Genomic DNA, 20,512 nt, shown 5'->3' with positions numbered 1-20,512 from the left:
GACCGTTCCGCCCGCGCCGCTCGGCTTGGGATGCTCGCGGCGAGGCTGCCAGCGCAGGTCGCGTGGCGGGCGATCGCCGCTCCGGCCTGCTGCGGACACGAGTGCGCACGCCAGCGCATGCCACTCGAAGTGCCGACCACGCCAGTCGGTCGGCGCACGCCACGCGACGTGCCGACTGCGCCAGGTCGGCGGACGACCGCGCAGGTCGCTAGCGGGCCTCCACCTCATGCAGGCTGAGGAAGGTTCTCGTCGCCCGAGGCACCGAGCACCCTCGGCGGCGACCTTCACAATCTGCTCGCACACCCAGCGTTCACGCACAGCCGGTAGCTGCTCCAGCGTCTCCGTTGACCCTGGTCCTGGCTCTCTGGACTTCTCTCGCATGCAGGAGCATGCCGTTGGCGCGGGCCGCAGCGATCCTCGCTGTCATCGGCGGCAGCTGCTGCGGTCTCCTTCAGGCACGAGTCGCGGTAGGTGCGGGCTGGCACGGTGGCGCGGTTCGACCTGGTCAGGAGAAGCAGCGGCGGATCGCATCCGGTGGGGTGCCGAAGCGGGCTGGCAAGGTACCGGCACCGAGGGTCCGCGCTCTCAGGTGTGTTCGATCAAGGCTCCTTTCATGCGTCGAAGGTGGGCAGATTCAGTGCGCGGGGTGGGCGAACCCGAGCCCCGTCGAAGAGATCACACAGTTGCCTCCGCAGGGGTGTTGAGCAGGCGAGACAGGGCGTCCGCGAGCGGGACCTCCGACGAGGAATGCCAGCCGACGATGGCGTCCGGCCGGAGCAGCAGCGCGCCGTCTGAAGGCAGTTCCGTCTCGGCCAGCCATGCCTCGTCCGCGACCGGGACGAGGCGGAGGCCTAGCCGGTTCGCTTCGGCCGTCCACCGAGCACTGTCCGGGCCGCAGAGCAAGGTGAGGCCAGGCATCGCCAAGTCCACTGTGGACGTCGTGGCGTCGAGCCAGGCGTGCGGCACCCGGGTGCCTGGGCGACCGGCCGGGGCATAGCGGTCTTCCGGTGCGGGACCGCGTCCGTCCGGGACGAAGGCACCCTGTTCGTATTGCACGCCGAACAGCGCGGCGAGCGGGTCGATGCGCGGCGCGTCGTCGCTGGTGATCGTGGCGAGCATCGTGCCGAGATGGCCGCTGGCCATGCTGGAGAACTCCGCCGTCGCGTACCCGATCGGGTACCGCTCGGTGTGGTAGGTGTCGAGCAGGGCAGGCGTCGCTGTGCCGGCCAGCACTGCGGCGAGCTTCCAGGCCAGGTTGGCTACGTCTGCGATCGCGGTATTCGCACCCGCGGCGGCCATCGGCGGCATGGCGTGCGCAGCGTCGCCGGCCAGGAAGACCCGCCCGGAGGAGAAGCGGTCGGCCACGTACATCCCTGATTCCCAATGCATCCGGCTGAGCACTTCCACCTCGAGGTCCGGCACGCCGACGACAGTGCGCAGCAACTCCCGCCAGCCGTCCTCGCCCAGGGAGTCCGACCCGGGGAAGTCGGAGGTGGAGAAGAGCCACCGGTCGGTGCCGTTGACCGACACGAACGCGCCGGAGGCGGCCGGGTTTTCGATCCGGCACAGGTTGAACGGTTTGTCCCGGACGAGTTCGGCGAGATCGGCGCGGAAACAGACGTCCAGGTTGTCGGCCAGATGCCCGTGCCCACTGCGCGTAATTCCGAGCGCGGTGCGGATCGGACTGCGCGCGCCGTCCGCCGCGATCAGATATTCGGCGCTGACCTGGTACGGCTCGCCGTCGACCGGGCGTAGGTGGGCGGTGATCCCAGCGTCGTCCTGTTCGAACGACACCAGTTCGGTGCCGAAGCGAACCGACATGCCTCGCTCGACCGCGGCCTGCCTCAGCACCGGTTCCAGCACGTCTTGCGGGCACAACACGCTTGGCGCGGGGCTGAGGTCGGGCATTTTCGCGTGCTGGACGAGCCGTTCGCGCAAGGTATCGGTGACCTCCGGCCAGGTCGCGTCGGCCAGCGTGGCGCCGGAGAGCATTCCGGTGAACGACGTGAGCGGTGCGCTCGCTTGCTCGACCTGGTCCATGAGGCCGAGCCAGCGGAACACCTCGGTGCTGCGCGGGTTGAACCGTCGTGCTTTCGGCTGCGGGGACGTGCCAGCGTGCTTCTCGACCAGCACCGGCGCTACGCCCTCGCGGTGCAGCAGCAGCGCCGCGGTGAGTCCGGCGATCCCTCCGCCGCAGATCAGAACAGGAATTCGTGCAGTCATCTCATAACCCCCAGGGTCGTGTACGTCGTACATCTTGTGTACGTTGTACATGAGGATGTACTGTGTACGCAAGCGGGCTGGAGACAGGGAGATGAATGGGAGATCGAGGGCCGACACCGCCGATTTGGCTGTTGCCTGGGCCGCCGGAACGCGGATGGGGCCTCGGACGAGTCGACATCGTCAACGCGGCCGTGCGCCTGGCCGACCACGGCGGCGCGGAGGCGCTCACGATGCGGGCAGTGGCGAAGGAGCTGGGCGCGTCGACGCCGATGTCGCTGTACCGCTACGTGCACAGCAAAGACGGTCTGGTGGACCTGATGCTGGACTTGGCGAACGGCGAGGTGCGCACCCCGGAAGTCCCGGGCGAGGACTGGCGGGGCGAGCTGACGGCCGTCGCGGTCGACACGTGGGCGATGACGAAGCGGCATCCGTGGTACGCGCGGCTCGTGCACCAGCGACCTCCGGCGGGGCCGAACGCGAGCCGGCGGACCGAGTTCGTGCTGGCGACCTTCGACCGGCTGGGCCAGGACCTCGCGTCGGCGCTCGGGTACGCGCGGCTGCTCGACGGATACGTCACCGGTCAGGCGCTGCAGTGGGCGGAAGAGCGGGCGATGTGGCAGCGCAACGCGTTCGTCGACGTGGTGGACGTGCAGCGGCAGGCGCGGGCTTGGTTCGGCGACGTCCCGTCGGAGGGCGGGCCGTATCCGTTGCTCGTGCGGGTGCTGGAGAGCTTCCTGGCCGAGCGGCACGACGCGGCGGGTGAGACCGGTGCGGTTGGCGCGGACGGTGCTGGATCGGACGCGGAACCGGACGCATCGAGCCGGGCGGTTGGTGTCGGTAGTCCGGGTGCCCGGCCGGGTGTGGACGAGGCCGGGGCTGGCCGGGGTGCCGAGGTGGACCGCGAGGTTGCCGGGGCCGGTCGGGCGGTTGAGCCGGGCCGCCGGGGCTCGGGCCAGCAGGGCGCGGGCCAGGACGACACGGGTCGGCAGGACACGGAGCGGCGGGACACGGAGCGGCAGGGCTCGGGTCGGCCGGGCTCGGGTCGGCCGGGCTCAGGTCGGCAAGGCTCAGGTCCGTCGGATTCAGGTCGGCCGGGCTCGGGTCTGCCGGGCTCGGGTCAGGCGGCGGAGGCGCATGCTGCCGCTGACGCGCGGAAGGTCGCTGCGGCGGCGGCCGAGGACGCGCAGTTCGAGCTTGGCCTCGAATGTCTGCTGGACGGCATCGCCGCGCGGCTCCGCTGATCGTCGAGAGCCCGGAGTTGGTGAGTCGGGTCGCTGTCGGGGCCGCTCACGCGCGGAGCGTGCGGCTCACGGCTGCGGATCCAGCCGGGGAGGGTCGGCTGGGCGAGCCTTGGCGAAACGAAACGAAACGGAGCAGGCGGGAGGACCGTCGAATCCGGAACGGAGCAAGTCCGTCAGGCGGCTGGGGTTGTGCGTTCCAGGAGGAAGACCCGGATGTCACGGTGGGCGGCGCGTTCGGCGTAGCGGTCGTAAGCCGGCCAGTAGGAGGCGACTGCGTCCCACATTTCCTGGCGTTCGGCGTCTTTTAGGAGACGGCCTCGGACGGGGACGGTGCGGCCGTGGACGGAGACTGTCGCGTCGGGGTGGCACAGGAGGTTTGCTGTCCAGGCGGGGTGGTGTTCGCCGCCCCAGTTGGAGCCGATCACTACGTATCCGCCGGGGCGTTCGACGTACAGCAGCGGGACCTGGCGTGGTTCGCCGGAGGTCCGGCCGATCGTGGTGAGCAGGAGGGTGCGCAATCCGACTGCCGCGCCTACGCCTACGCGGCCGCCGCTGATGCGGAGGAGCAGGCGGTCGGCGGGCATCATCGCTTGGCCGAACGCGGCGAATGCCTTGCTGCGGCCCAAACCGGCGAAGATCCTGCGCAATTCCATGGGGCGCAGCCTACGGGGCGGTGCGGGGGAGGCTGGTGGGGCGGCGGATCGAGCGGACGGTGCGGCGGGTTGCAGTGGTGCGGGGCTGGGGGTTTGGGTGGTGAGGCGGCGAGTGGTGCTGGGCGGGCTGGTGCGGGGGCTGCAGTTGGGTGGCGAAGCGGCAGTGGCGCCGGGCGGGCTGGTCCGGGGGCTGCGGTTGGGTGGCGAAGTAGGCAAGAGGCGCTGGGCGGGCCGGTGAGGGGGCGAGGTTCGGGTGGTGAAGTGGCCAGTGGAGCGGCGGAAGTGTGCCGACAGCCGGGTCGTGGGAGGCAGGCAGGGGGACCAGAGCTAGAACCCGCTCGTGGTGAGTTTCAGCAGGGCGTCGGTCAGTGCGGCGGCGTGTTCCACCAGGTAGAAATGGCCGCCTGGGTAGGTGGTCAGGGTGAAATCCCCGGTGGTGTGGGACGACCAAGCCTGTACGTCGTCTACGGGGGCGTGCGGGTCGGCGTCTCCGGTGTGGGCGTGGATGGGGGCGGCTAGCGGGCCCGGGCTTGGGCGGTACGTCTCGACAGCTGTGTAGTCCGCGCGCAGGGCTGGCAGGAAGAGCTCTCGCAGTTCGGGGTCTCGCAAGACCTTCGGGTCGGTGCCTGCCAGGCCTTCGATCTCGGACAGCAAACCGTCGTCGTCTTGGAGGTGGACTTGTTCGTTGACCAGGCGGGACGGGGCTCGGCGGCCGGAGATGACTACTGCTTCCGCTGGGGTGCCTCGCGATTCCAGGCGCAGCCCTACCTCGTACGCGAGCGTCGCGCCCATGCTGTGGCCGAACAGCACTACCGGGAGGTCCAGCCACGCCAACAGGGCTTGGGTGACGCCGTCCGCCAGTTCTTCGATGGTGCGCAAAGCCGGTTCGGCCATTCGGTCCTGGCGGCCGGGGTATTGCACCGCCAGGACGTCGACAGTGGGGGACAGCGCCTTCGACAACGGGTGGAAGAACGGGGCCGCGCCGCCTGCGTGCGGGAGGCACACCACGCGGGCGGGAGCGTCGTCGGCGGGGTGGAAGCGGCGTAGCCACGGGTCCGTCATGCGCGCGATTTTACCGGCGACCCCTGTCAGGAAAGGGGCAAGCGGCGGAATTCGATCTTTTCGTACGCGCTGGTGACGCCCGTTTCGAACAGCACTCCGACGGTGAAACTGTCTGGTTGGACCAGGTCGGAGTAGCCGGCGGGGGCGTCGGCGAGAACGGTGGACGGCTGCCAGGTTTTGCCGCGGTCTGAGCTGGTCCTGAGTTGCATTGTGCGGCGGGACGCTGGATCCGACGGGCCGGAATAGAGGAGTACGCGGCGGTTCGTTGTTTGCAGGACGCTGCCTTCTACCTTCGGGCCGGACAGGGTTGGCTGCACTTGGTAGGGGCGGGTCAGGGTGGCGCCGCCGTCGGTGCTGTAGGCGTCCAGGCGGTGTTCCGGGGCCGAGCCTTGGTTGCGGCTCGAGAAATACACCGTGCCGTCGGGGAGTTCGGTGGCGGTGGTTTCGTTGGGGGCGAGGACGCCGTCGGTCGGGTCGTCGGTGAAGCCGATGTGCCAGGTGCGGCCGTTGTCGTCGCTGTAGAGATCGTGGCCGCCGTAGTACTTGGCTTCGGTTCCCACGTCCGCGGAGCCTGCGGGCGGGGCGCTGGAGTGGTTGGCGGGGACCACGATTCGCCCGGCGTGGCGGCCGTGTTTGAGGACGGTGGCGTGGCCGGGGGCGGTGGCGTACCAGCGCCAGGACGGGAGTTTCGTCGTGGCGGTGATGTCGCGGGCTGGGGTCCAGGTGCGGCCGTTGTCGGGGCTGCGTTGGACGAAAACCCGGCGGGTGTCTTGTGCGGACACGGTGCCGGACATGATGGCCTTTTCGCTGACGGGTCCGTTGTGGACAGTCAGGAGCACCAGGTCGCCGTTGCGGGCTACCGCGGGGGTCGGGTTTCCGGCGGTCGCCTCGCCGTTGCTGTCGACTACCCGCAGGTCGCCCCAGGTGCAGCCGCCGTCGCGGGAGGTTTTGGCGACGGTTTGGATCGCGCCGGAGTCGCCGGGGGAGTCGCGGCGGCCTTCGGCGAAGGCGATCAGCGAGCCGTTCGCCGCGCGGACCACCGCGGGGATGCGGAAGGTGTGGTAGCCCTCGGCGCCTGAGACGAACGGGGTCGACGACGTGCAGCTGCCGCTCGCGTGGGCGGGCGGGGTCGGGGTGAGGCTCAAGAGGGTTGCGGCGAGCGCAAGCGTGACTGTTCTCGGGAGCACCGGGGGACCGCCTCTCGCTCCGGACATGGGATGTCCGACGTCCTATGTCCGGAGAACTTAGAGAGGTGGTCGCGCGGCGTCAAGACTCCGGATCGGTGGTGCGGGTGGGTTCCGGCTGAGGTGGTTGCGCGATGTCGAGGCTCTGGGGCGGTGGCGGTCGTGCGGGTGGGTTCCGGTCGAGGTGGTTGCGCGGTGTCAGGGCTCTGGGTCGGTGGTGGTGGTGCGGATGGTGTCGGTCGAGGTGGTTGCGCGGCGTCAGGGCTCTGGGTCGGTGGTGGTGGTGCGGGTGGGTTCCGGCTGAGGTGGTTGCGCGGTGTCAAGGCTCGGGGTCGGTGGCGGTGGCGCGGATGGTGCCGGTCGAGGCGGTTGCGGTGATCCGCAGCGGGGCGGTGCCGGTCGGGCGTACGCGCATGATTTCCGCGGCTACCGGGGCGGCCAGGTGGGTGCGCAGGGTCCGGCGCAGGCCGCGGGCGCCGTATATCGGGTCGAAGCCTTGATCGGCGAGGAGGTGGACGGCGGAGTCGTCTACTTGGAGATCGACGCCGCGGCGGCGGAGTCTCGTGCGCAGCAGGTCGGTTTCGAGGCGGGCTACTTGTTCGATGGTGGTGCGGTCCAGTTCATCGAAGATCACCGTTTCGTCGATGCGGTTCAGGAATTCCGGGTCGAAGAACGATTGAAGAGCTTTGTCGACCACGGTGCGGCGGGTGTGGCTGCGGTCCAGGAGCGTGCGCCAGCGGGAACCTCGGCGGCGGGCGAGTTCCTTTGAGCCCAGGTTCGAGGTGAGGAAGACGAAGCTGTTGCGGAAGGAGATTTTCTCCTGGCCGTTCGCGAGACGCAGGATTCCGTTGTCCAGTACGCCCAAGAGGGCGCGCAGAACAGTAGGGTGGGCTTTCTCCACCTCGTCGAAAAGGACGATTCCTGGGGTGTACGGGTCACCCTCCACAGTGGACCGGTCGAAGACGGTGAAGGCTTCCTTGCTTCCCGCGTACCCGGGCGGAGCACCGTTGAAGGAGGCTGCGTAGTGCTCTTGGGCGAGGGAGTTCATGTCCACTCGGCACAGATCGTCCGGGCCGGAGCGCAGGGCGGCGGCGACCTGGCGGACCAGTTCGGTTTTGCCTACGCCGGTGGGGCCGAGGAGAAGAACAGTCGCGGGGGGACGGTCGGGTTCCGTCGCGCCTGCACGGGCCAGGGTGATCGCGCGGACGACGGCGTCGATGGCCGGGTCTTGGCCCAGGACGCGGCTGCGCAGGCGTTGTGCGAGCGCATCAGGAGTGTCCGGAGTGGACGGAGCGGGGGCGGCGGCCGGAGCGGCTGGCTGCCGGTTCCGGTTCTGGTCGTGGTACCTGTCGGTGATGAACGGCATGGTGTCCTTTCCCTGAACCGAAAAACCGGCAGCCAGCGGGGGATCAGGCCTGCTTGGTCTTTTCCGCGGGCAGCTGGCCGACCGGGCATTCGGCCACGCCGATCGTGCTGCGCGTGATGGCCTCGACGTTTTCCTGCGCCTTCTGCGCGTCGGTGACCCACGTGCGGTAGAACTCGAACGGGCAGTCCGCGACGCCCTTGTCGCCGTCGCCGGCCGCGTGCACGCCCGAGTAACCGCGGTGCAGCAGCTTGAACAGGTGGTTCTGCGACTGGTCGTACTCGCGGGCGTCCCGGATCGCCGAAAGCGACAGCTGGGCGAACTGGATTCCGTATTCTTCCTCGCCGGTTTCCCCGAGCGTCCGGCCGTCGAAACCGATGATCGAGGAGTGGCCGAAATACGAGTACACGCCGTCGAATCCGGCCGCGTTGGCGACCGCTACGTAGCAGTTGTTGGCCCACGCCATGGCTTTCGCCATCAGCACCTGCTGGTCCTTCGCCGGGTACATGTAGCCCTGGCAGCGGACGATCAGCTCGGCGCCCTTCATCGCGCAATCCCGCCAGATTTCCGGGTAATTGCCGTCGTCGCAGATGATCAGCGAAATTTTGAGCCCCTTCGGGCCGTCCGTGACGTACGTCTGGTCGCCCGGGTACCAGCCCTCGATCGGGCACCACGGCAGGATTTTCCGGTACTTCTGCACGATCTCGCCGTGGTTGTCGATCAGCACCAAGGTGTTGTACGGCGGTTTGTTCGGGTGGTCCTCGTGCTGTTCGCCGGTGATCGAGAAAACGCCCCAGGTGTCGGCTTCGCGGCAGGCGGCGGAGAAGATCGCGGTCTCCTCGCCGGGGACAGTCGCCGCGGTGTCGTACATTTCCTGCTCGTCGTACATGATCCCCTGCGTCGAGTATTCGGGGAACACGACGAGGTCCATTCCGGGCAGGCCGCTCTTCATGCCGACCACCATGTCGGCGATCTTGCGCGCGTTGTCGAGCACCTCGGCCTTCGAATGCAGCCGCGGCATCTTGTAGTTCACGACCGCGATGCCGACCGTGTCCGGGCTCGAGGAAATGTCACCGTGTCGCATGGGATTTCTCCTTCTGGTGGAGGGTCAGGCCGCGGCCGCGGCGCGGTCGGGGACGGAGCGGGACTGGCCGCGGAACCCGAGCACCGCGGCGAGGGCGACGAGCAGGATCGCGATCGCCGCCGCGATGAGGGCGGCGGTCGCGGTGGAGCGGTAGCCGCCGGTGAGCGCGAGGAACGCGGGCAGTGTGCAGGTCGGCTGGCTCAGCAGGACGGTCGTCCAGCCGGTGAACCGGGTCAGCTCCTCGCGGCCGAGCCCGAGCACGAGGAAGAACAGGCCCCACAGCAGAGCCCAGGACAGCCAGATGACGCCGAACACCGGATCGTCCTGCCGCCAGAACGCCAGGCCGGCGTACACGATCGCGGCGCCCGCGACGAACAGCGAGAACCAGCCGATGCCCTCGGGTTCGAGCCCGGCGAGGTTCGCGATCCCGACGTACAGGTAGGTGAAGCCGAACAGGAACAGCCCGGACGCGCCGAGGATCGCTTCGGAATCCCCGTGCGCCTGGATGATCAGCACCGTCGGCGTCACGCACTGCAGCCCGCCCACGAACAGATTCAGCGCGGCGGCCGACCGCGCGGGCACGCGCCCGAGCAGCATCAGCCCGTTGACCAGCAGTACCGCCCCGACGTAGAGCAGGCCGACGTTGTTCATCGCACGCTCCTCAGTTGGTACCAGATGAAATACTGTCAAGTGAAAATAAATGGGCGGACGGCGGCCGTCAAGAGCGGAGCGGGACGGGTCAGAGCCGGGTGATCGGATCGAAGTCGCAGCCTTGCGCGGCGGCGAGGTGCACGTGCTGGGCGGCTTGCTGGCCGTGGAATTCGACGGTGCCGCGCGGTCCGTCGTAGGCGACGCCGTCGATCGCGGCGTTGAAGGCGCGCATGTCCGGAGTGCCTGCCCGGCGGGCGAGTTCGGCGAGCGTATGCAAGCCCTCGTAACAGGATTCGGCCGCGTTGTTGAGCGGCGGTGCGGCCGGGCCGTGCAGGCGGACGTAGCGGCCGAGCAGGTCCATCGCGTCCGCGGTGACGAGGGAGCGGAAGTACGCGGCGGACGCGAAGAGGTTTCGGGTCGCTTCGGCTCCGCTGGCCAGCAGCATGTTTTCTTCCATCAGCGGACTGAAGCGGAGCATCTGCTCGTGGAGGCCGCGCGCGGCGAACCGGCGGTTGAACCGGACCGCGTCCTGTCCGACGAACAGCATCAGAACGCCGTCGCACGCCGAGGTTTCGACGCGCCGGACGAGCCGGGCCATGTCGCCCGAGCCGAGTCCGACGAACGCTTCGCCGACGATCTGGAGATCGAGTTCCCTTGCGTAGCGCCGGATCGCGTCCGCGGAACCGCGCGGCCACACGTAATCGTCGCCCGCAACGAACCAGGTGCGCGCGCCGCAGTTGTCGCGCAGCCACCGCAGCGCGGGCTGGATCTGCACACGCGGGATTTCGCCGGAACAGTAGATGCCAGAACGACTTTCGCCGCCTTCGTAGAGCGACGTGTACACGTACGGAACGCGGTCGGCGAGGACCGGCGCGAGGGCGTTGCGGACCGAGGAAATGTGCCAACCCGTGACCGCGTCGACCTCGCCCGCGTCGACCAGCCGGCGCACGGCCGAGGCGACCTGGGCCGGGGGAGCGCCGCCGTCGACGACTTCCAGTGCGACCTCGCGACCGAGGATCCCGCCCGCGTCGTTGAGTTCCCGGACCGCGAGTTCGCTGATCGCCTCGCACGAGGGCCCGAAAAGGCCCGCCGGTCCCTGCAGCGGGACGACCAGCGCGACGCGCAACGCGCTCGCGCGGCTGGCGACTCCGAGTCCCATGCCGGCTCCGGGCTTCTTTGCCGGTTGACTTGCTTCCATTTGAAAGTCTTACAATGCGGAGGCATTTGCGCAAGGGCGGAACGAGGGCGGGCGAGATGAGGCAGGCACAGGCGGCCGAGGCGTCGCTGATCCGCGCGCTCACCCGCACCGCACGTGCGGTCACCCTGCGGATCGAGCCGCTGCTCAAGCAGGAGGGGCTGTCGCTCGACGGCTGGCTGGTGCTGGACGCGCTCGCCGCGGGCGACGGGCTCACGATGACCGAACTCGCCGGGCACACGCTGGTCACCGGGCCGACGCTGACGCGGGTGGTCGACCGGCTGGTCACCACCGCGGCCGCGTACCGCGAGGTCGACGCGGAGGACCGGCGGCGGGTCCGGGTGTACCTCGCGCCGCGCGGACGCAGTGCGCATCAGCGGGCGACGGCCCGGCTGGCCGAGGTCGAACGCGACCTGGATCCGGACGGCGGCGTGCTGACGGCGATCGTGAGCGTTGAAACCGGTTAGAACCGGCTTTGCCACTCACGACGGTGCTGGGTAAGGACTTTGATCAGCTCGTCCTTGCGCTCGGCCACTTCGGCGTGGCTGCCCATGATCCCGACCGCGGCGACGGTCCGGCCGTCCTCCACCACGGCGACGGACACGCCGTCCGCCTCGGTCGAAGCGCTCGGCGCGGCGACCAGGCCTTCGGTGCGAATCCGGGTCAGGTCCTGCACGAAGCGTTCGACCAGTTCGGCATCCGCGGGCGGCAGTGCACCGATCTGCGGCCACAGGTCCCGGTTTTCCATGGCCGCCAGCAAGATCCAGCCGGTGGACGTGCGGATCGGCGAGCGGCGCACGAAACCTTCGGCGAGATAGGCGTAGCGCGGGTCGTGCGAGGCGTAGTCGACGTAATAGAGGTCGCTGCCCACCATGATCGCCAGCACCGCGGTCATCCCGGTTTCCTCGTGCAGCGCTTCGAGGTCCTCGTGCGACACCGTGGTGACGGTGGGGCGGCCGACGAGGCGGACGAGCAGGAACGGCGCCGGGCCGAGGGAGTAGCGGCGGTCGTGCTCGTCGAGGTAGCCGGTGGCGACGAGGCCGTTGACCAGGCCCTGGATCGAGCTCATCGGCGCGTCGAGCTCGCGCGCGAACTCGGTGAGCGTGACCCCGTTCCGGGAGCGCGCGGCCCGCTCCAGGATGGTCGACACCCGGTCGATCATCCGGTGGTGCGGCCTCGGGCGGCCGTCCGGCGTGGGGTGCGTCGGCATCGGTGCTTTCTCTCCTCGGGTGATCGGGAACTCTACCCGGACCTGCGGGTTGCGTAAATACGTATTTCGATGCCAGTATGCGTAGCGAGGAGGTGCGCTCGTGAGCATGCCACTGGACGGTGTCGTCGTCGCGGATTTCAGCCGGGTGCTGGCCGGTCCGCTGGCGTGCGTGAACCTGGCCGACCTCGGGGCGACGGTGATCAAGGTCGAACGGCCCGGCTCCGGGGACGACACGCGCGGCTGGGGACCGCCGTGGACCGCGCACTCCAGCTCGTACTTCGAATGCGCCAACCGGTCCAAGCAGTCGGTCGTGCTCGACCTCGGCGATCCGGACGACCTGGTGCTGGCGCGCGAACTCGCCCAGCGCGCCGACGTGCTCGTGGAGAACTTCCGGTCCGGCGCGCTGCAACGGCGCGGGCTCGACTACGAATCCGTCCGCGTGGGTAATCCCGGCATCGTGTACTGCTCGGTTTCCGGCTTCGGCGGCGACGCGGACCTGCCCGGCTACGACTTCCTCGTGCAGGCCATGGGCGGTCTGATGAGCGTCACCGGCACCGACGAACCGGCGAAGGTCGGCGTCGCGCTGGTCGACGTGCTCGCCGCGAAGGACGCCACCATCGGCATTCTCGCCGCGCTGCGGGCCCGCGAGCAGACCGGGCGGGGGCAGCGGGTCGAGGTGAACCTGCTGTCCAGTCTGCTCGGTTCGATGGCCAACCAGGCCTCGTCGTATCTCACGACCGGACGCGCGCCGCAGCGGATGGGCAACGCGCATCCGTCGATCGCGCCGTACGAAACGTTGCGCTGCAAGGACGACGTGCTCGCGTTGGCTTGTGGCAACGACGGGCAGTTCCGCAAGCTCGCCGAGGTGCTGGGCGCTCCGGAGCTGGCCGACGACGAGCGGTTCGCGACGAATGCCGAACGCGTGCGCAACCGTCCGGAGCTGCGCGCCGCGCTCGAACAGCATCTCGGCACTGACACGGTGGCGGCGTGGGCCGCGCGGCTGACCGAGGTCGGCGTGCCCGCCGGTGCGGTCGGCGATCTCGCGGACGGGTTCAAGCTCGCGGAATCGCTCGGCCTCGCGCCCACCGTGCCGGTCGGCGACTCGCCGCCCCAGGTCCGTCACCCGATCGGCTATTCGGAGACGCCGGTCGCCCGCTACACCGCCCCGCCCCGGCTGGGGCAGCACAGCGACGAGATTCGCCGCTGGCTCGCAGAGGAGAAGAAATGAGCGCCACGAAGTCCCTGCCGCCGCTGGATCCGCGCGACCCCGCCGGGCTCGGCGACCTGTTCACCGAAGACGAGAAGGCGATCGCGGACGCGGTCCGCCGGGTCTGCGCCGACCGGATCGACCCGTACGTCGGCGACTGGTTCGAGCGCGGCGAACTGCCCGACGTCCGCGGCCTCGCCAAGGACCTCGGCTCGCTCGGGGTGCTCGGCATGCACCTGGAGGGCTACGGCTGCGCCGGGATGTCGGCGACCGAGTACGGCCTGGCCTGCCTGGAGCTGGAGGCGTCCGACTCGGGCATCCGCTCGCTGGTGTCGGTGCAGGGGTCGCTCGCGATGTTCGCGATCTGGAAGTGGGGTTCGGAGGAGCAGAAGCAGCAGTGGCTGCCGTCGATGGCGGCGGGCGAGGCGATCGGCTGCTTCGGGCTGACCGAACCGGACGCCGGCTCGGACCCGGCGAGCATGCGCACCCGCGCGCGGCGCGACGGCGACGACTGGATCCTCGACGGCCGGAAGATGTGGATTACCAACGGAAGCGTCGCCGACGTCGCCGTGGTGTGGGCGCAGACCGACAAGGGCGTGCGCGGCTTCGTGGTGCCCACGGACACTCCGGGCTTCTCGGCGCCGGAGATCAAGCACAAGCTGTCGCTGCGCGCTTCGATCACCAGCGAGCTTGTCCTCGACGGCGTGCGGCTGCCCGCGGACGCGGTGCTGCCGGAGGTCACCGGGCTGAAGGGGCCGTTGAGCTGCCTCAACGAAGCCCGCTTCGGCATCGTCTGGGGCTCGGTGGGCGCGGCGCGTTCCTGCTTGCAGGCGGCGATGTCCTACGCCGAGGAGCGCACGCAGTTCGGGAAGCCGATCTCCGCGTTCCAGCTGACGCAGCAGAAACTTGTCGACATGACGCTCGAGTACACGAAGGCGTTGCTGCTGGCGATCCACTTGGGACGGCGCAAGGACGCCGGGGTGCTGCGGCCGGAACAGGTCAGCCTCGGCAAGCTGAACAACGTCCGCGAGGCGATCGAGATCTGCCGCACCGCGCGCACGATCCTCGGCGCGAACGGGATTTCGCTGGAGTACCCGGTGATCCGGCACATGAACAACCTCGAATCGGTGCTCACCTACGAGGGCACCGTCGAGATGCACACGCTGGTGGTGGGTCAGGCGATCACCGGGCAGTCGGCTTTCCGCTGAGGGTTGCGCCGCGGGACGGCCATGGCCGCCAGCGCGGCGGCCGCCGCGAGCATCCCGAGCCCGGCGAGCGTCCAGCCGAGGAAGCCGAACGTCAGCACGAGCGGGACCAGCACGATCGGGCCGGTGATGCGCGCGAGCGCGGTGCTGGTGGCGAACAGCGCTTGGTATTGGCCCTGATGTCCTTCAGGGGCAAGGCTGAACGCGAGATGCCAGGCGCCGGCGGAGGCGGTCGTTTCGGCGAGGGTGAGCAGGAGCGCGCCGACGAGCGCCAGGACTACCGGGTGTGCTGAAGCGCCGAGCGAGCCGAAGACGGAGCAGGCGGCGATCAGGAAGATCCCTGCCACGGCAAGGGATCGGCGTGCGGTGCGGGCGTCGCGGACCTGGCGGCTGATCGGCAGTTGGAGCAGGACGACGAGGACGGTGTTTGCCAGCAGCACCACCGCGGACGTCCATTGTGGAGCGGAACTGCGCGTGACTATCCACAGTGGAAGCGTCACGCTGAGGATCGGCATGGTCAGCTGCGTGATCGCGGCCAGCAGCGTCAGAGTGACGTAACGGCGGTCGCGCAAGGCTGGCCAGCCGGTCTGGCGTTCGGTGGGCGCGTCCGGTCCGGCGTGCAGATACAGCGCGGTGGCGAAGACGAACAATCCGGCGTCGACGAGGAAAACGGTGACCGCGTTGGTTCCGGCGGCCAGGACGAGTGCGCCGACGCCGGAGCCCGCGCCGATGCCGATGTTGACGGCGGTGTGCAGCAGGGCGCGGGCTCGGACGCGGCCTTCGGGAGCCACCACCGTCGCGACGACGGCTTGGCGGCCCGCCGCGAGCGCGCTCTGCCCGCAGGCGAAGAGCGCGCACGCGGCGATGTACAGCGGAACAGTGTGCGCGACGGCGAACAGCAGCAGGCCCGCGACCGCGGCGACGGTCGCCGCGGCGAGCGCGCGGCGGGCGCCGATCCGGTCCAGCAGCGTTCCGAACGGAACGGTGGTGGTCAGGCTCGTCGCGGCGCCGAGTGACAGCCCGAGCGCCACGATTCCCGCCGGCAGGCCGACCCTGGTGGTGAAGTGGACGGCGGACACGGCCAGTACCGCGCCGTCGCCCGCCGAGGTCAGGGCTTGGGCGGTGGCGAGCCGCCGGATCGCCGTGCGCGCGCTGGTCATGCCGGGCTGACCGACCAGCACCGGGTCGAGACGCCGACCGTGTTCCACATGTTGATGGCGGTGATGAGCGCGATCAGCGCGGCCGCGCCTTCCTCGCCGAATGCCGCGACGGCTTCGGAAACGGTCGGCTCGGGCACGTGCGTTTCGGAGAGGCGCGTGACGTCCTCGGTGAGCGCGAACGCGGCCCGCTCGGCAGCGGTGAACAGGCCGGATTCCGCCCAGACCGCAAGAGCGTCGACCCGCTGAGCGGTGACGCCTTCCTTGCGCGCGGCCTGCGAGTGCATGTCGACGCAGTAGGCGCAGCCGTTGATCTGGGACGCGCGGAGGCGGACCAACTCGCGCAGGCCCGGGTCGATCTCGGCGTGGTCGAGCTGCTGGGTCGCGGCGTCGTCCAAAGTGCTCATCGCACGGGAGAAAATCGGGGCCAGCGCGTCGAAATCGAGGCGCTGGGGGATCGGGATCGTCGTTGTCATGGACCTAGATTAGGTCTCGAATGGACCGGGTTCCCGGCCAATCTGACGCTAAGAACTCAGACCATTTGCCAGCGCGTCGGCGGCCAAGGCGAGGGCGCGCGTGGCGCGGGCGGACGACACCGCGCCGTAGCCGATGACGACGCCCGCGCGGTCCGGGTTGCCGCCGGGGGCGCGGTAGTCGGCGAGTCCTTCGAGAGCGACGCCGAACTGGCGGGCGGCGGCGAGCGCGCGTTCTTCGGCCGCGGCGTCCGGGAGTTCGACCAGGCATTGCAGACCCGCGGCGAGACCGCCGGGCCGCAGGTCCGGAGTGCGATCGGCGAGGAGCTGGGCGAACAGTTCGCGGCGCGTCCGGAACGTGGCGCGGCGGCGGCGGACGGCGCGGTCGTACTCGTGGGAATCGAGGAAACGGGCGAGGACCTGCTGGTGCAGGCCGCTGGGCGTGACGCCGCTGAGGCTGCGCTGCCGGAGCAACTCGGGGAGGAGGTCGGGCGGGGTCACGGCCCACGCGACGCCGACGGCCGGGGCGAGGGCTTTGCTCGACGTGCCCAGGTACACGACGCGATCCGGCGCGAGGGCTTGGAGCGCGCCGATGCTGCGGCGGTCGTAGCGGAATTCGCCGTCGTAGTCGTCTTCCAGGATCAGCGCGTCGCGCGCATTGGCCCATTCGACGGCGGCTCGGCGGCGTTCCGGGGAGAGCGGGACGCCGGTCGGGAACTGGTGGGCCGGGGTGAGGAAGACCGCGTCGGCCTTCGTGCCGTCGAGGTCCGCGCCTTCCGCGTCCACCGGGATCGGGACGATGTCCAAACCGGACTCGGCGATGATGCGCCGGTGCCGTTCGTGCCCGTACTCCTCGACGGCGATCCGCTTGCCGCCGCGCGCGCGAATGCCGCGGCAGGTCAACGAAAGCAGGTCGCCGAAGCCGCTGCCGATCACGATGTCCCCCGCGGTGACACCGCGCGTGCGGGCCAGGTATCCGGCGAGGGTGTCGCGGAGTTCGGGCACTCCTTCGGGCGGTGCGTAGGCGAACGCGGAGACCGGCATTTCCGACAGCGCCCGCCGGGTTTGCGCGCTCCATTGGCTGCGCGGGAAGTCTCCGGCGTCGGCGAGGCCGCCGCGAAGTTCGTACTCCGGCGGCGATTGTTGTTGCGCGGCAGCTGGTTGCGCCTGCCGGGGGAACCCGGCGATCCACGTTCCGGCGCCGACGCGGCTTTCCAGCCAGCCTTCGGCGGCGAGTCGCGAGTAGACCTCGGAGACGGTGCTGCGGGCGATGCCGAGATCGGTGGCGAGTGCGCGCGACGCGGGCAGCCGGGTGCCCACCGGGAGACGGCCGTCGACGACCGCAGCGCGCAACGCCGTTTCGAGCGCGTGCGCTGGACGGGTGGTGGACACGGGCAGGTAGAGGTCGAGCCCGTCGGCCGCCGATGCGCGCTTCATGGCCGGACTTTAGCCGCTTCGTCAGCGGAGAGCCTGCGCGATCCGCCCGCACCGGGCGTGGCCCGGCTCAAGCGACGAAGCGATCGGCACGCGGAAACGCCCGGCCAGGACTGCGCGGCCGGGCGTTTCCATTACGCGCGAACGTGTGCAGCGGTGATCAGCGCCGCGGACCCGGGTCGCTGAAGCTCGGTCGGCCGGTCTCGTTGTGTCCGGCGAACCTGCGCAGGTAGCCCGGCGCGGCGGGGTCGGTCAGCGAGATGTCGAACCAGCCGAACGCGGAGGCCGTTTCGCACGGCAGCCGGCGGGTTTCGCCCGGGCCGAGCACGATCGTGCGGGCGGCGCCGCGGCTGTAATCGTTGCGCAGCTTCAGTTTCCGGCGCTGCCGGCCCGGGTTGGTGACGGTCAGGGTCAGCAGCGGGGCACCGTAGTTGTTCGTGGACACCGACACCTCGGGTTCGGTGGTGTCCGCGGTGGTGCCGGTGAACTGCGCGAGGTAACCGTTCGCGCCGGTCACGCGCAGGTCGTAATTGCCGTGCTCGTCGGTGCCCGGTGCGCCGTCCCAGGTGTCGGTGAGGGTGTCATGCGCGGCGACCGTGTAGCGGCGGGGCGAGTCGCCGTGCGCGTAGACGTAGAAGTGCGCGCCCACGGTGCCGTCGTTGGTGAACCGCACCGAAACCGAGTGCCCGTCGCGCTTTCCGGCGAGCGCAGTGGTGAACCGGTACGGCAGCGCCCGTGCGGGACGGACGCCCGGCTCCTGCTTCGGCATCGCCTGCGGCAGCTTCACCGAGAACGGCTGGTTCTTGCTCGGCAGCGGGGCGGGCGTGGGTGTGACGACCGGTTTGGTCTGCGGGCGGGAGAAGTCGAACGCCGAGGTGAGGTCGCCGCAGACGGACCGGCGCCACGCGCTGATGTTCGGCTCCGCCACGCCGAACCGGGCTTCGAGGAAACGCAGCACCGACGTGTGGTCGAAGGTTTCGGAGCAGACCCAGCCGCCGCGGGACCACGGCGACACGACGAACATCGGCACCCGGGAACCGAGTCCGGCCGGGTGCTTGCCGGCCAGCCGGTGGCCGCTCGGGCCGGTTCCGGTGCTCGGGCGCAGCTTGTCGAAGTCGAGGAACTCGTCGGCGAGGCTGGCCGAGAGCGCCCGCGACACCAGGCCGTCCGTGCCCGGCTGGTTCAGCAGCGGCGGCATCGGCGGGACGACGTGGTCGAAAAGGCCGTCGTTCTCGTCGTAGTTGACGAAGAAGACGGTCTTGCTCCACACCTCGGGGTTCGAGACCAGCGCGTCGAGGACGAGGTTCAGGTAGTACGCGCCGTCGCTGGCGGACGCGGCGGCGTGCTCGCTGTACTTGTACGGCGGGACGATCCAGGTGACCTGCGGCAGCTTCCCGGCCTGCACGTCGGCGCGGAACTCCTTGAGCGTGTGCGTCGAAACGCCCTGCTCGACCAGCGGGCCGGACGCGCCCTCCTGCGGGTGGTACTGCGCGAAGAACTCGAGGGAGTTGTCCGTGTAGTTGTCCGTCGGCTCGCCCGGGATGCCGCTGCCGCCCTGGTAAAGCTTCCAGGTGACGCCGGCCTTCTGCAGCCGCTCGGGGTAGGTGGTCCAGGTGTAGCCGTTGGTGTTCGCGCGCTCGTCCAGACCGGGGCCGTTCGCCTTGGTGCCGAGCCGGTTCTGCGTGTCGATGGTGCCCGACCAGAGCATGATCCGGTTCGGCGCGGTGTCGGCGGGAACCGAGCAGTGGTAGGCGTCGCAGATGGTGAACGCCTCGGCCAGCGCGTAGTGGTAGGGCAGCTCGGAACGCTGCTGGTAGCACATGGTGAACACGTCCTGCTTCTCGTTCACCCAGCCGTCATAGCGTCCGCCGTTCCAGAGCGGCTCGCCGCTGCCCCAGCTGTGGTCGGTGCCGGCGATGTGCTCGCTGGTGCGCAGGGCGTCGAGCGGGAACGGCAGCACGTACTCGGCGTCGTCGGGAAGGCCGCGGCCGTTGTAGCGGGAGGTGCGCGTCTTCGCCGGCGGCTGGTAGAACACCGGCCGCCCGTTGGGCAGCAGGTGCGGCCGCGGGTCGCCGTAGCCGCGCACGCCGCGCATGGTGCCGAAGTAGTGGTCGAAGGACCGGTTCTCCTGCATGAGGACGACGACGTGCTCAACGTCCTCGATGGTCCCCGACCGGCGGGCCGGTTCGACCGCGAGCGCCTTCCCGATGGACCCGGGCAGCAGCCCTCCGGCCGCCGCCCCGGCGAGCGAAGCGCCCGCCATGCCGAGAAAGTTCCGGCGACTCGTACCCGCCATGTCGTGTTCCTCCATGTGCTCGCGGCGAGACAGCGGTCGCCCGGATTTACCGGCCGCCGCTCGCCCGGGGGAGATCATGAACGAGCCGAGTGTCCCGGATCTGGCGCGCGGGTGAATACTTCCGGTTCGCCGCGACCGCGCCGGATCCCGGCAATCCGGACGCCACCCGCCCGTCATGCCGAGGGGCCGGTTGCCGGGCATTCCGGGCAAACGGCGAGTTAACCGCTCATAACGGCTCGGCTATTCGAGCTAACTTGCCCTACGCGAACCATGTGCCTCGAACGCCGGTGGTTTCCTCTGGTGGGTCCGAAAACCGGGGGAACGGGGGATGCGGGGATGAGCGATCCGCTGTCCGGTGACGCCGGCGACGCGGCGGCGCGCGTGGACCGGATGGTGGCCGAGGCGAAGCAGAAAGCCCAGCGGTACCAAGCGATGCAGGCCGCGGTCGGGCAGGTCTCGGTGACCGAGACGGGCAAGGACGGTCTGGTCACGGTCACGGTCGACTCCGCGGGGAACGTGACCGATCTGCGAATCACCGATCAGGTGCGGGAATGCTCCGGGGCGAAGGTCGCCGCGGCGGTGCTGACGACTTTGCGGCGCGCGCAGGCACGGTTGCCGGACCGGCTCGGCGAGGTCATGGCGGAGACGATCGGCGACGACCGGCAGACGATGGACACGATCGTCGGCAACTACCGGGCCAAGTTTCCCGAGCCGGAGCCGGAGGAACCGGACCCCGGCGAGGACCGCAACGTCCGGAATCTCGGCGGCCTCGAAGAGGAATCCGCGCCGAAACCGCCTCCGGTGCGCAGGCCGCCCGGCGACTCCGACGACGGCGACGACGGCTTCGGCCAGTCCTTCATGACACGGGGATGAT

18 protein-coding genes are annotated in these 20,512 nt (G+C 69.8%); 5 read left to right on the top strand and 13 right to left on the bottom strand.

Features of this window, described 5'->3' with window-relative positions; all coding sequences use genetic code 11:
- Nucleotides 1–675: 675 nt before the first annotated feature.
- On the bottom strand, nt 676–2,223 hold the full coding sequence (locus PUT80_RS35320) for an FAD-dependent monooxygenase (RefSeq protein ID WP_275294748.1): 1,548 nt from the start codon (nt 2,221–2,223) through the stop codon (nt 676–678).
- 95 nt (nt 2,224–2,318) lie between these two features.
- Between PUT80_RS35320 and PUT80_RS35315 the strand changes: the two genes are divergently transcribed.
- Nucleotides 2,319–3,464: a TetR/AcrR family transcriptional regulator C-terminal domain-containing protein gene (locus tag PUT80_RS35315; protein WP_275294747.1), complete on the top strand. Its 1,146-nt coding sequence runs from the start codon at nt 2,319–2,321 to the stop codon at nt 3,462–3,464.
- Between the two features lie 173 nt (nt 3,465–3,637).
- Here the strand turns inward: PUT80_RS35315 and PUT80_RS35310 are convergent, their stop codons facing one another.
- The 7 genes from PUT80_RS35310 to PUT80_RS35280 form a co-directional block, all read right to left on the bottom strand.
- Complete coding sequence (locus PUT80_RS35310) at nt 3,638–4,117, bottom strand: nitroreductase family deazaflavin-dependent oxidoreductase (protein WP_275294746.1); 480 nt, start codon at nt 4,115–4,117, stop codon at nt 3,638–3,640.
- Between the two features lie 327 nt (nt 4,118–4,444).
- On the bottom strand, nt 4,445–5,179 hold the full coding sequence (locus tag PUT80_RS35305) for an alpha/beta fold hydrolase (RefSeq protein ID WP_275294745.1): 735 nt from the start codon (nt 5,177–5,179) through the stop codon (nt 4,445–4,447).
- A gap of 26 nt (nt 5,180–5,205) precedes the next feature.
- Nucleotides 5,206–6,366 carry a sialidase family protein gene (locus tag PUT80_RS35300; protein ID WP_275294744.1) on the bottom strand — a complete coding sequence of 387 codons (1,161 nt, stop codon included), beginning with the start codon at nt 6,364–6,366 and terminating at the stop codon, nt 5,206–5,208.
- A 316-nt stretch (nt 6,367–6,682) separates the two neighbouring features.
- Entirely contained in the window at nt 6,683–7,729 is a 1,047-nt protein-coding gene (locus PUT80_RS35295; protein WP_275294743.1) for an AAA family ATPase, read from the bottom strand.
- A gap of 43 nt (nt 7,730–7,772) precedes the next feature.
- Nucleotides 7,773–8,810, bottom strand: a complete 1,038-nt coding sequence (locus tag PUT80_RS35290) for an aliphatic amidase (RefSeq protein WP_037814141.1) — start codon at nt 8,808–8,810, stop codon at nt 7,773–7,775.
- A gap of 24 nt (nt 8,811–8,834) precedes the next feature.
- Nucleotides 8,835–9,461 (bottom strand): AmiS/UreI family transporter, encoded by a 627-nt coding sequence (locus PUT80_RS35285; protein WP_134663164.1) that lies wholly within the window; start codon nt 9,459–9,461, stop codon nt 8,835–8,837.
- An 88-nt stretch (nt 9,462–9,549) separates the two neighbouring features.
- Nucleotides 9,550–10,620: a substrate-binding domain-containing protein gene (locus PUT80_RS35280; protein WP_134663163.1), complete on the bottom strand. Its 1,071-nt coding sequence runs from the start codon at nt 10,618–10,620 to the stop codon at nt 9,550–9,552.
- 95 nt (nt 10,621–10,715) lie between these two features.
- Between PUT80_RS35280 and PUT80_RS35275 the strand changes: the two genes are divergently transcribed.
- Entirely contained in the window at nt 10,716–11,123 is a 408-nt protein-coding gene (locus tag PUT80_RS35275) for a MarR family transcriptional regulator (protein WP_167754156.1), read from the top strand.
- Here PUT80_RS35275 and PUT80_RS35270 read toward each other — a convergent pair.
- On the bottom strand, nt 11,120–11,866 hold the full coding sequence (locus PUT80_RS35270; RefSeq protein WP_037814136.1) for a helix-turn-helix domain-containing protein: 747 nt from the start codon (nt 11,864–11,866) through the stop codon (nt 11,120–11,122). The genes PUT80_RS35275 and PUT80_RS35270 overlap by 4 nt on opposite strands.
- A 106-nt stretch (nt 11,867–11,972) precedes the next feature.
- Here PUT80_RS35270 and PUT80_RS35265 point away from each other — a divergent pair, with 106 nt between their 5' ends.
- Together PUT80_RS35265 and PUT80_RS35260 are read left to right on the top strand one after the other, a co-directional pair.
- Entirely contained in the window at nt 11,973–13,094 is a 1,122-nt protein-coding gene (locus PUT80_RS35265; protein ID WP_275294751.1) for a CoA transferase, read from the top strand.
- The gene (locus tag PUT80_RS35260) at nt 13,091–14,281 is read left to right on the top strand and encodes an acyl-CoA dehydrogenase family protein (RefSeq protein WP_037814134.1); all 1,191 of its coding nucleotides are present in this window, start codon (nt 13,091–13,093) and stop codon (nt 14,279–14,281) included. Before PUT80_RS35265 ends, PUT80_RS35260 begins: the two co-directional genes overlap by 4 nt.
- Here the strand turns inward: PUT80_RS35260 and PUT80_RS35255 are convergent.
- The 4 genes from PUT80_RS35255 to PUT80_RS35240 form a co-directional block, all read right to left on the bottom strand.
- Nucleotides 14,248–15,486, bottom strand: coding sequence for an MFS transporter (locus PUT80_RS35255; RefSeq protein ID WP_275294742.1), 1,239 nt, complete (start codon nt 15,484–15,486; stop codon nt 14,248–14,250). The genes PUT80_RS35260 and PUT80_RS35255 overlap by 34 nt on opposite strands.
- The gene (locus PUT80_RS35250) at nt 15,435–15,911 is read right to left on the bottom strand and encodes a carboxymuconolactone decarboxylase family protein (protein WP_275294741.1); all 477 of its coding nucleotides are present in this window, start codon (nt 15,909–15,911) and stop codon (nt 15,435–15,437) included. Before PUT80_RS35250 ends, PUT80_RS35255 begins: the two co-directional genes overlap by 52 nt.
- A 48-nt stretch (nt 15,912–15,959) precedes the next feature.
- The gene (locus PUT80_RS35245; RefSeq protein ID WP_275294740.1) at nt 15,960–17,345 is read right to left on the bottom strand and encodes a PLP-dependent aminotransferase family protein; all 1,386 of its coding nucleotides are present in this window, start codon (nt 17,343–17,345) and stop codon (nt 15,960–15,962) included.
- 157 nt (nt 17,346–17,502) lie between these two features.
- Complete coding sequence (locus PUT80_RS35240; RefSeq protein WP_275294739.1) at nt 17,503–19,638, bottom strand: phospholipase C, phosphocholine-specific; 2,136 nt, start codon at nt 19,636–19,638, stop codon at nt 17,503–17,505.
- A gap of 336 nt (nt 19,639–19,974) precedes the next feature.
- On the opposite strand from PUT80_RS35240, the gene PUT80_RS35235 reads away from it, so the two are divergent.
- Nucleotides 19,975–20,511 (top strand): YbaB/EbfC family nucleoid-associated protein, encoded by a 537-nt coding sequence (locus tag PUT80_RS35235; RefSeq protein ID WP_275294738.1) that lies wholly within the window; start codon nt 19,975–19,977, stop codon nt 20,509–20,511.
- Nucleotide 20,512 lies beyond the last annotated feature (1 nt).

This window comes from Amycolatopsis sp. La24 (assembly GCF_029087445.1).
GTDB classification, from domain to species: domain Bacteria; phylum Actinomycetota; class Actinomycetes; order Mycobacteriales; family Pseudonocardiaceae; genus Amycolatopsis; species Amycolatopsis nivea.
This window is presented reverse-complemented; position numbering and strand designations above follow the sequence as displayed.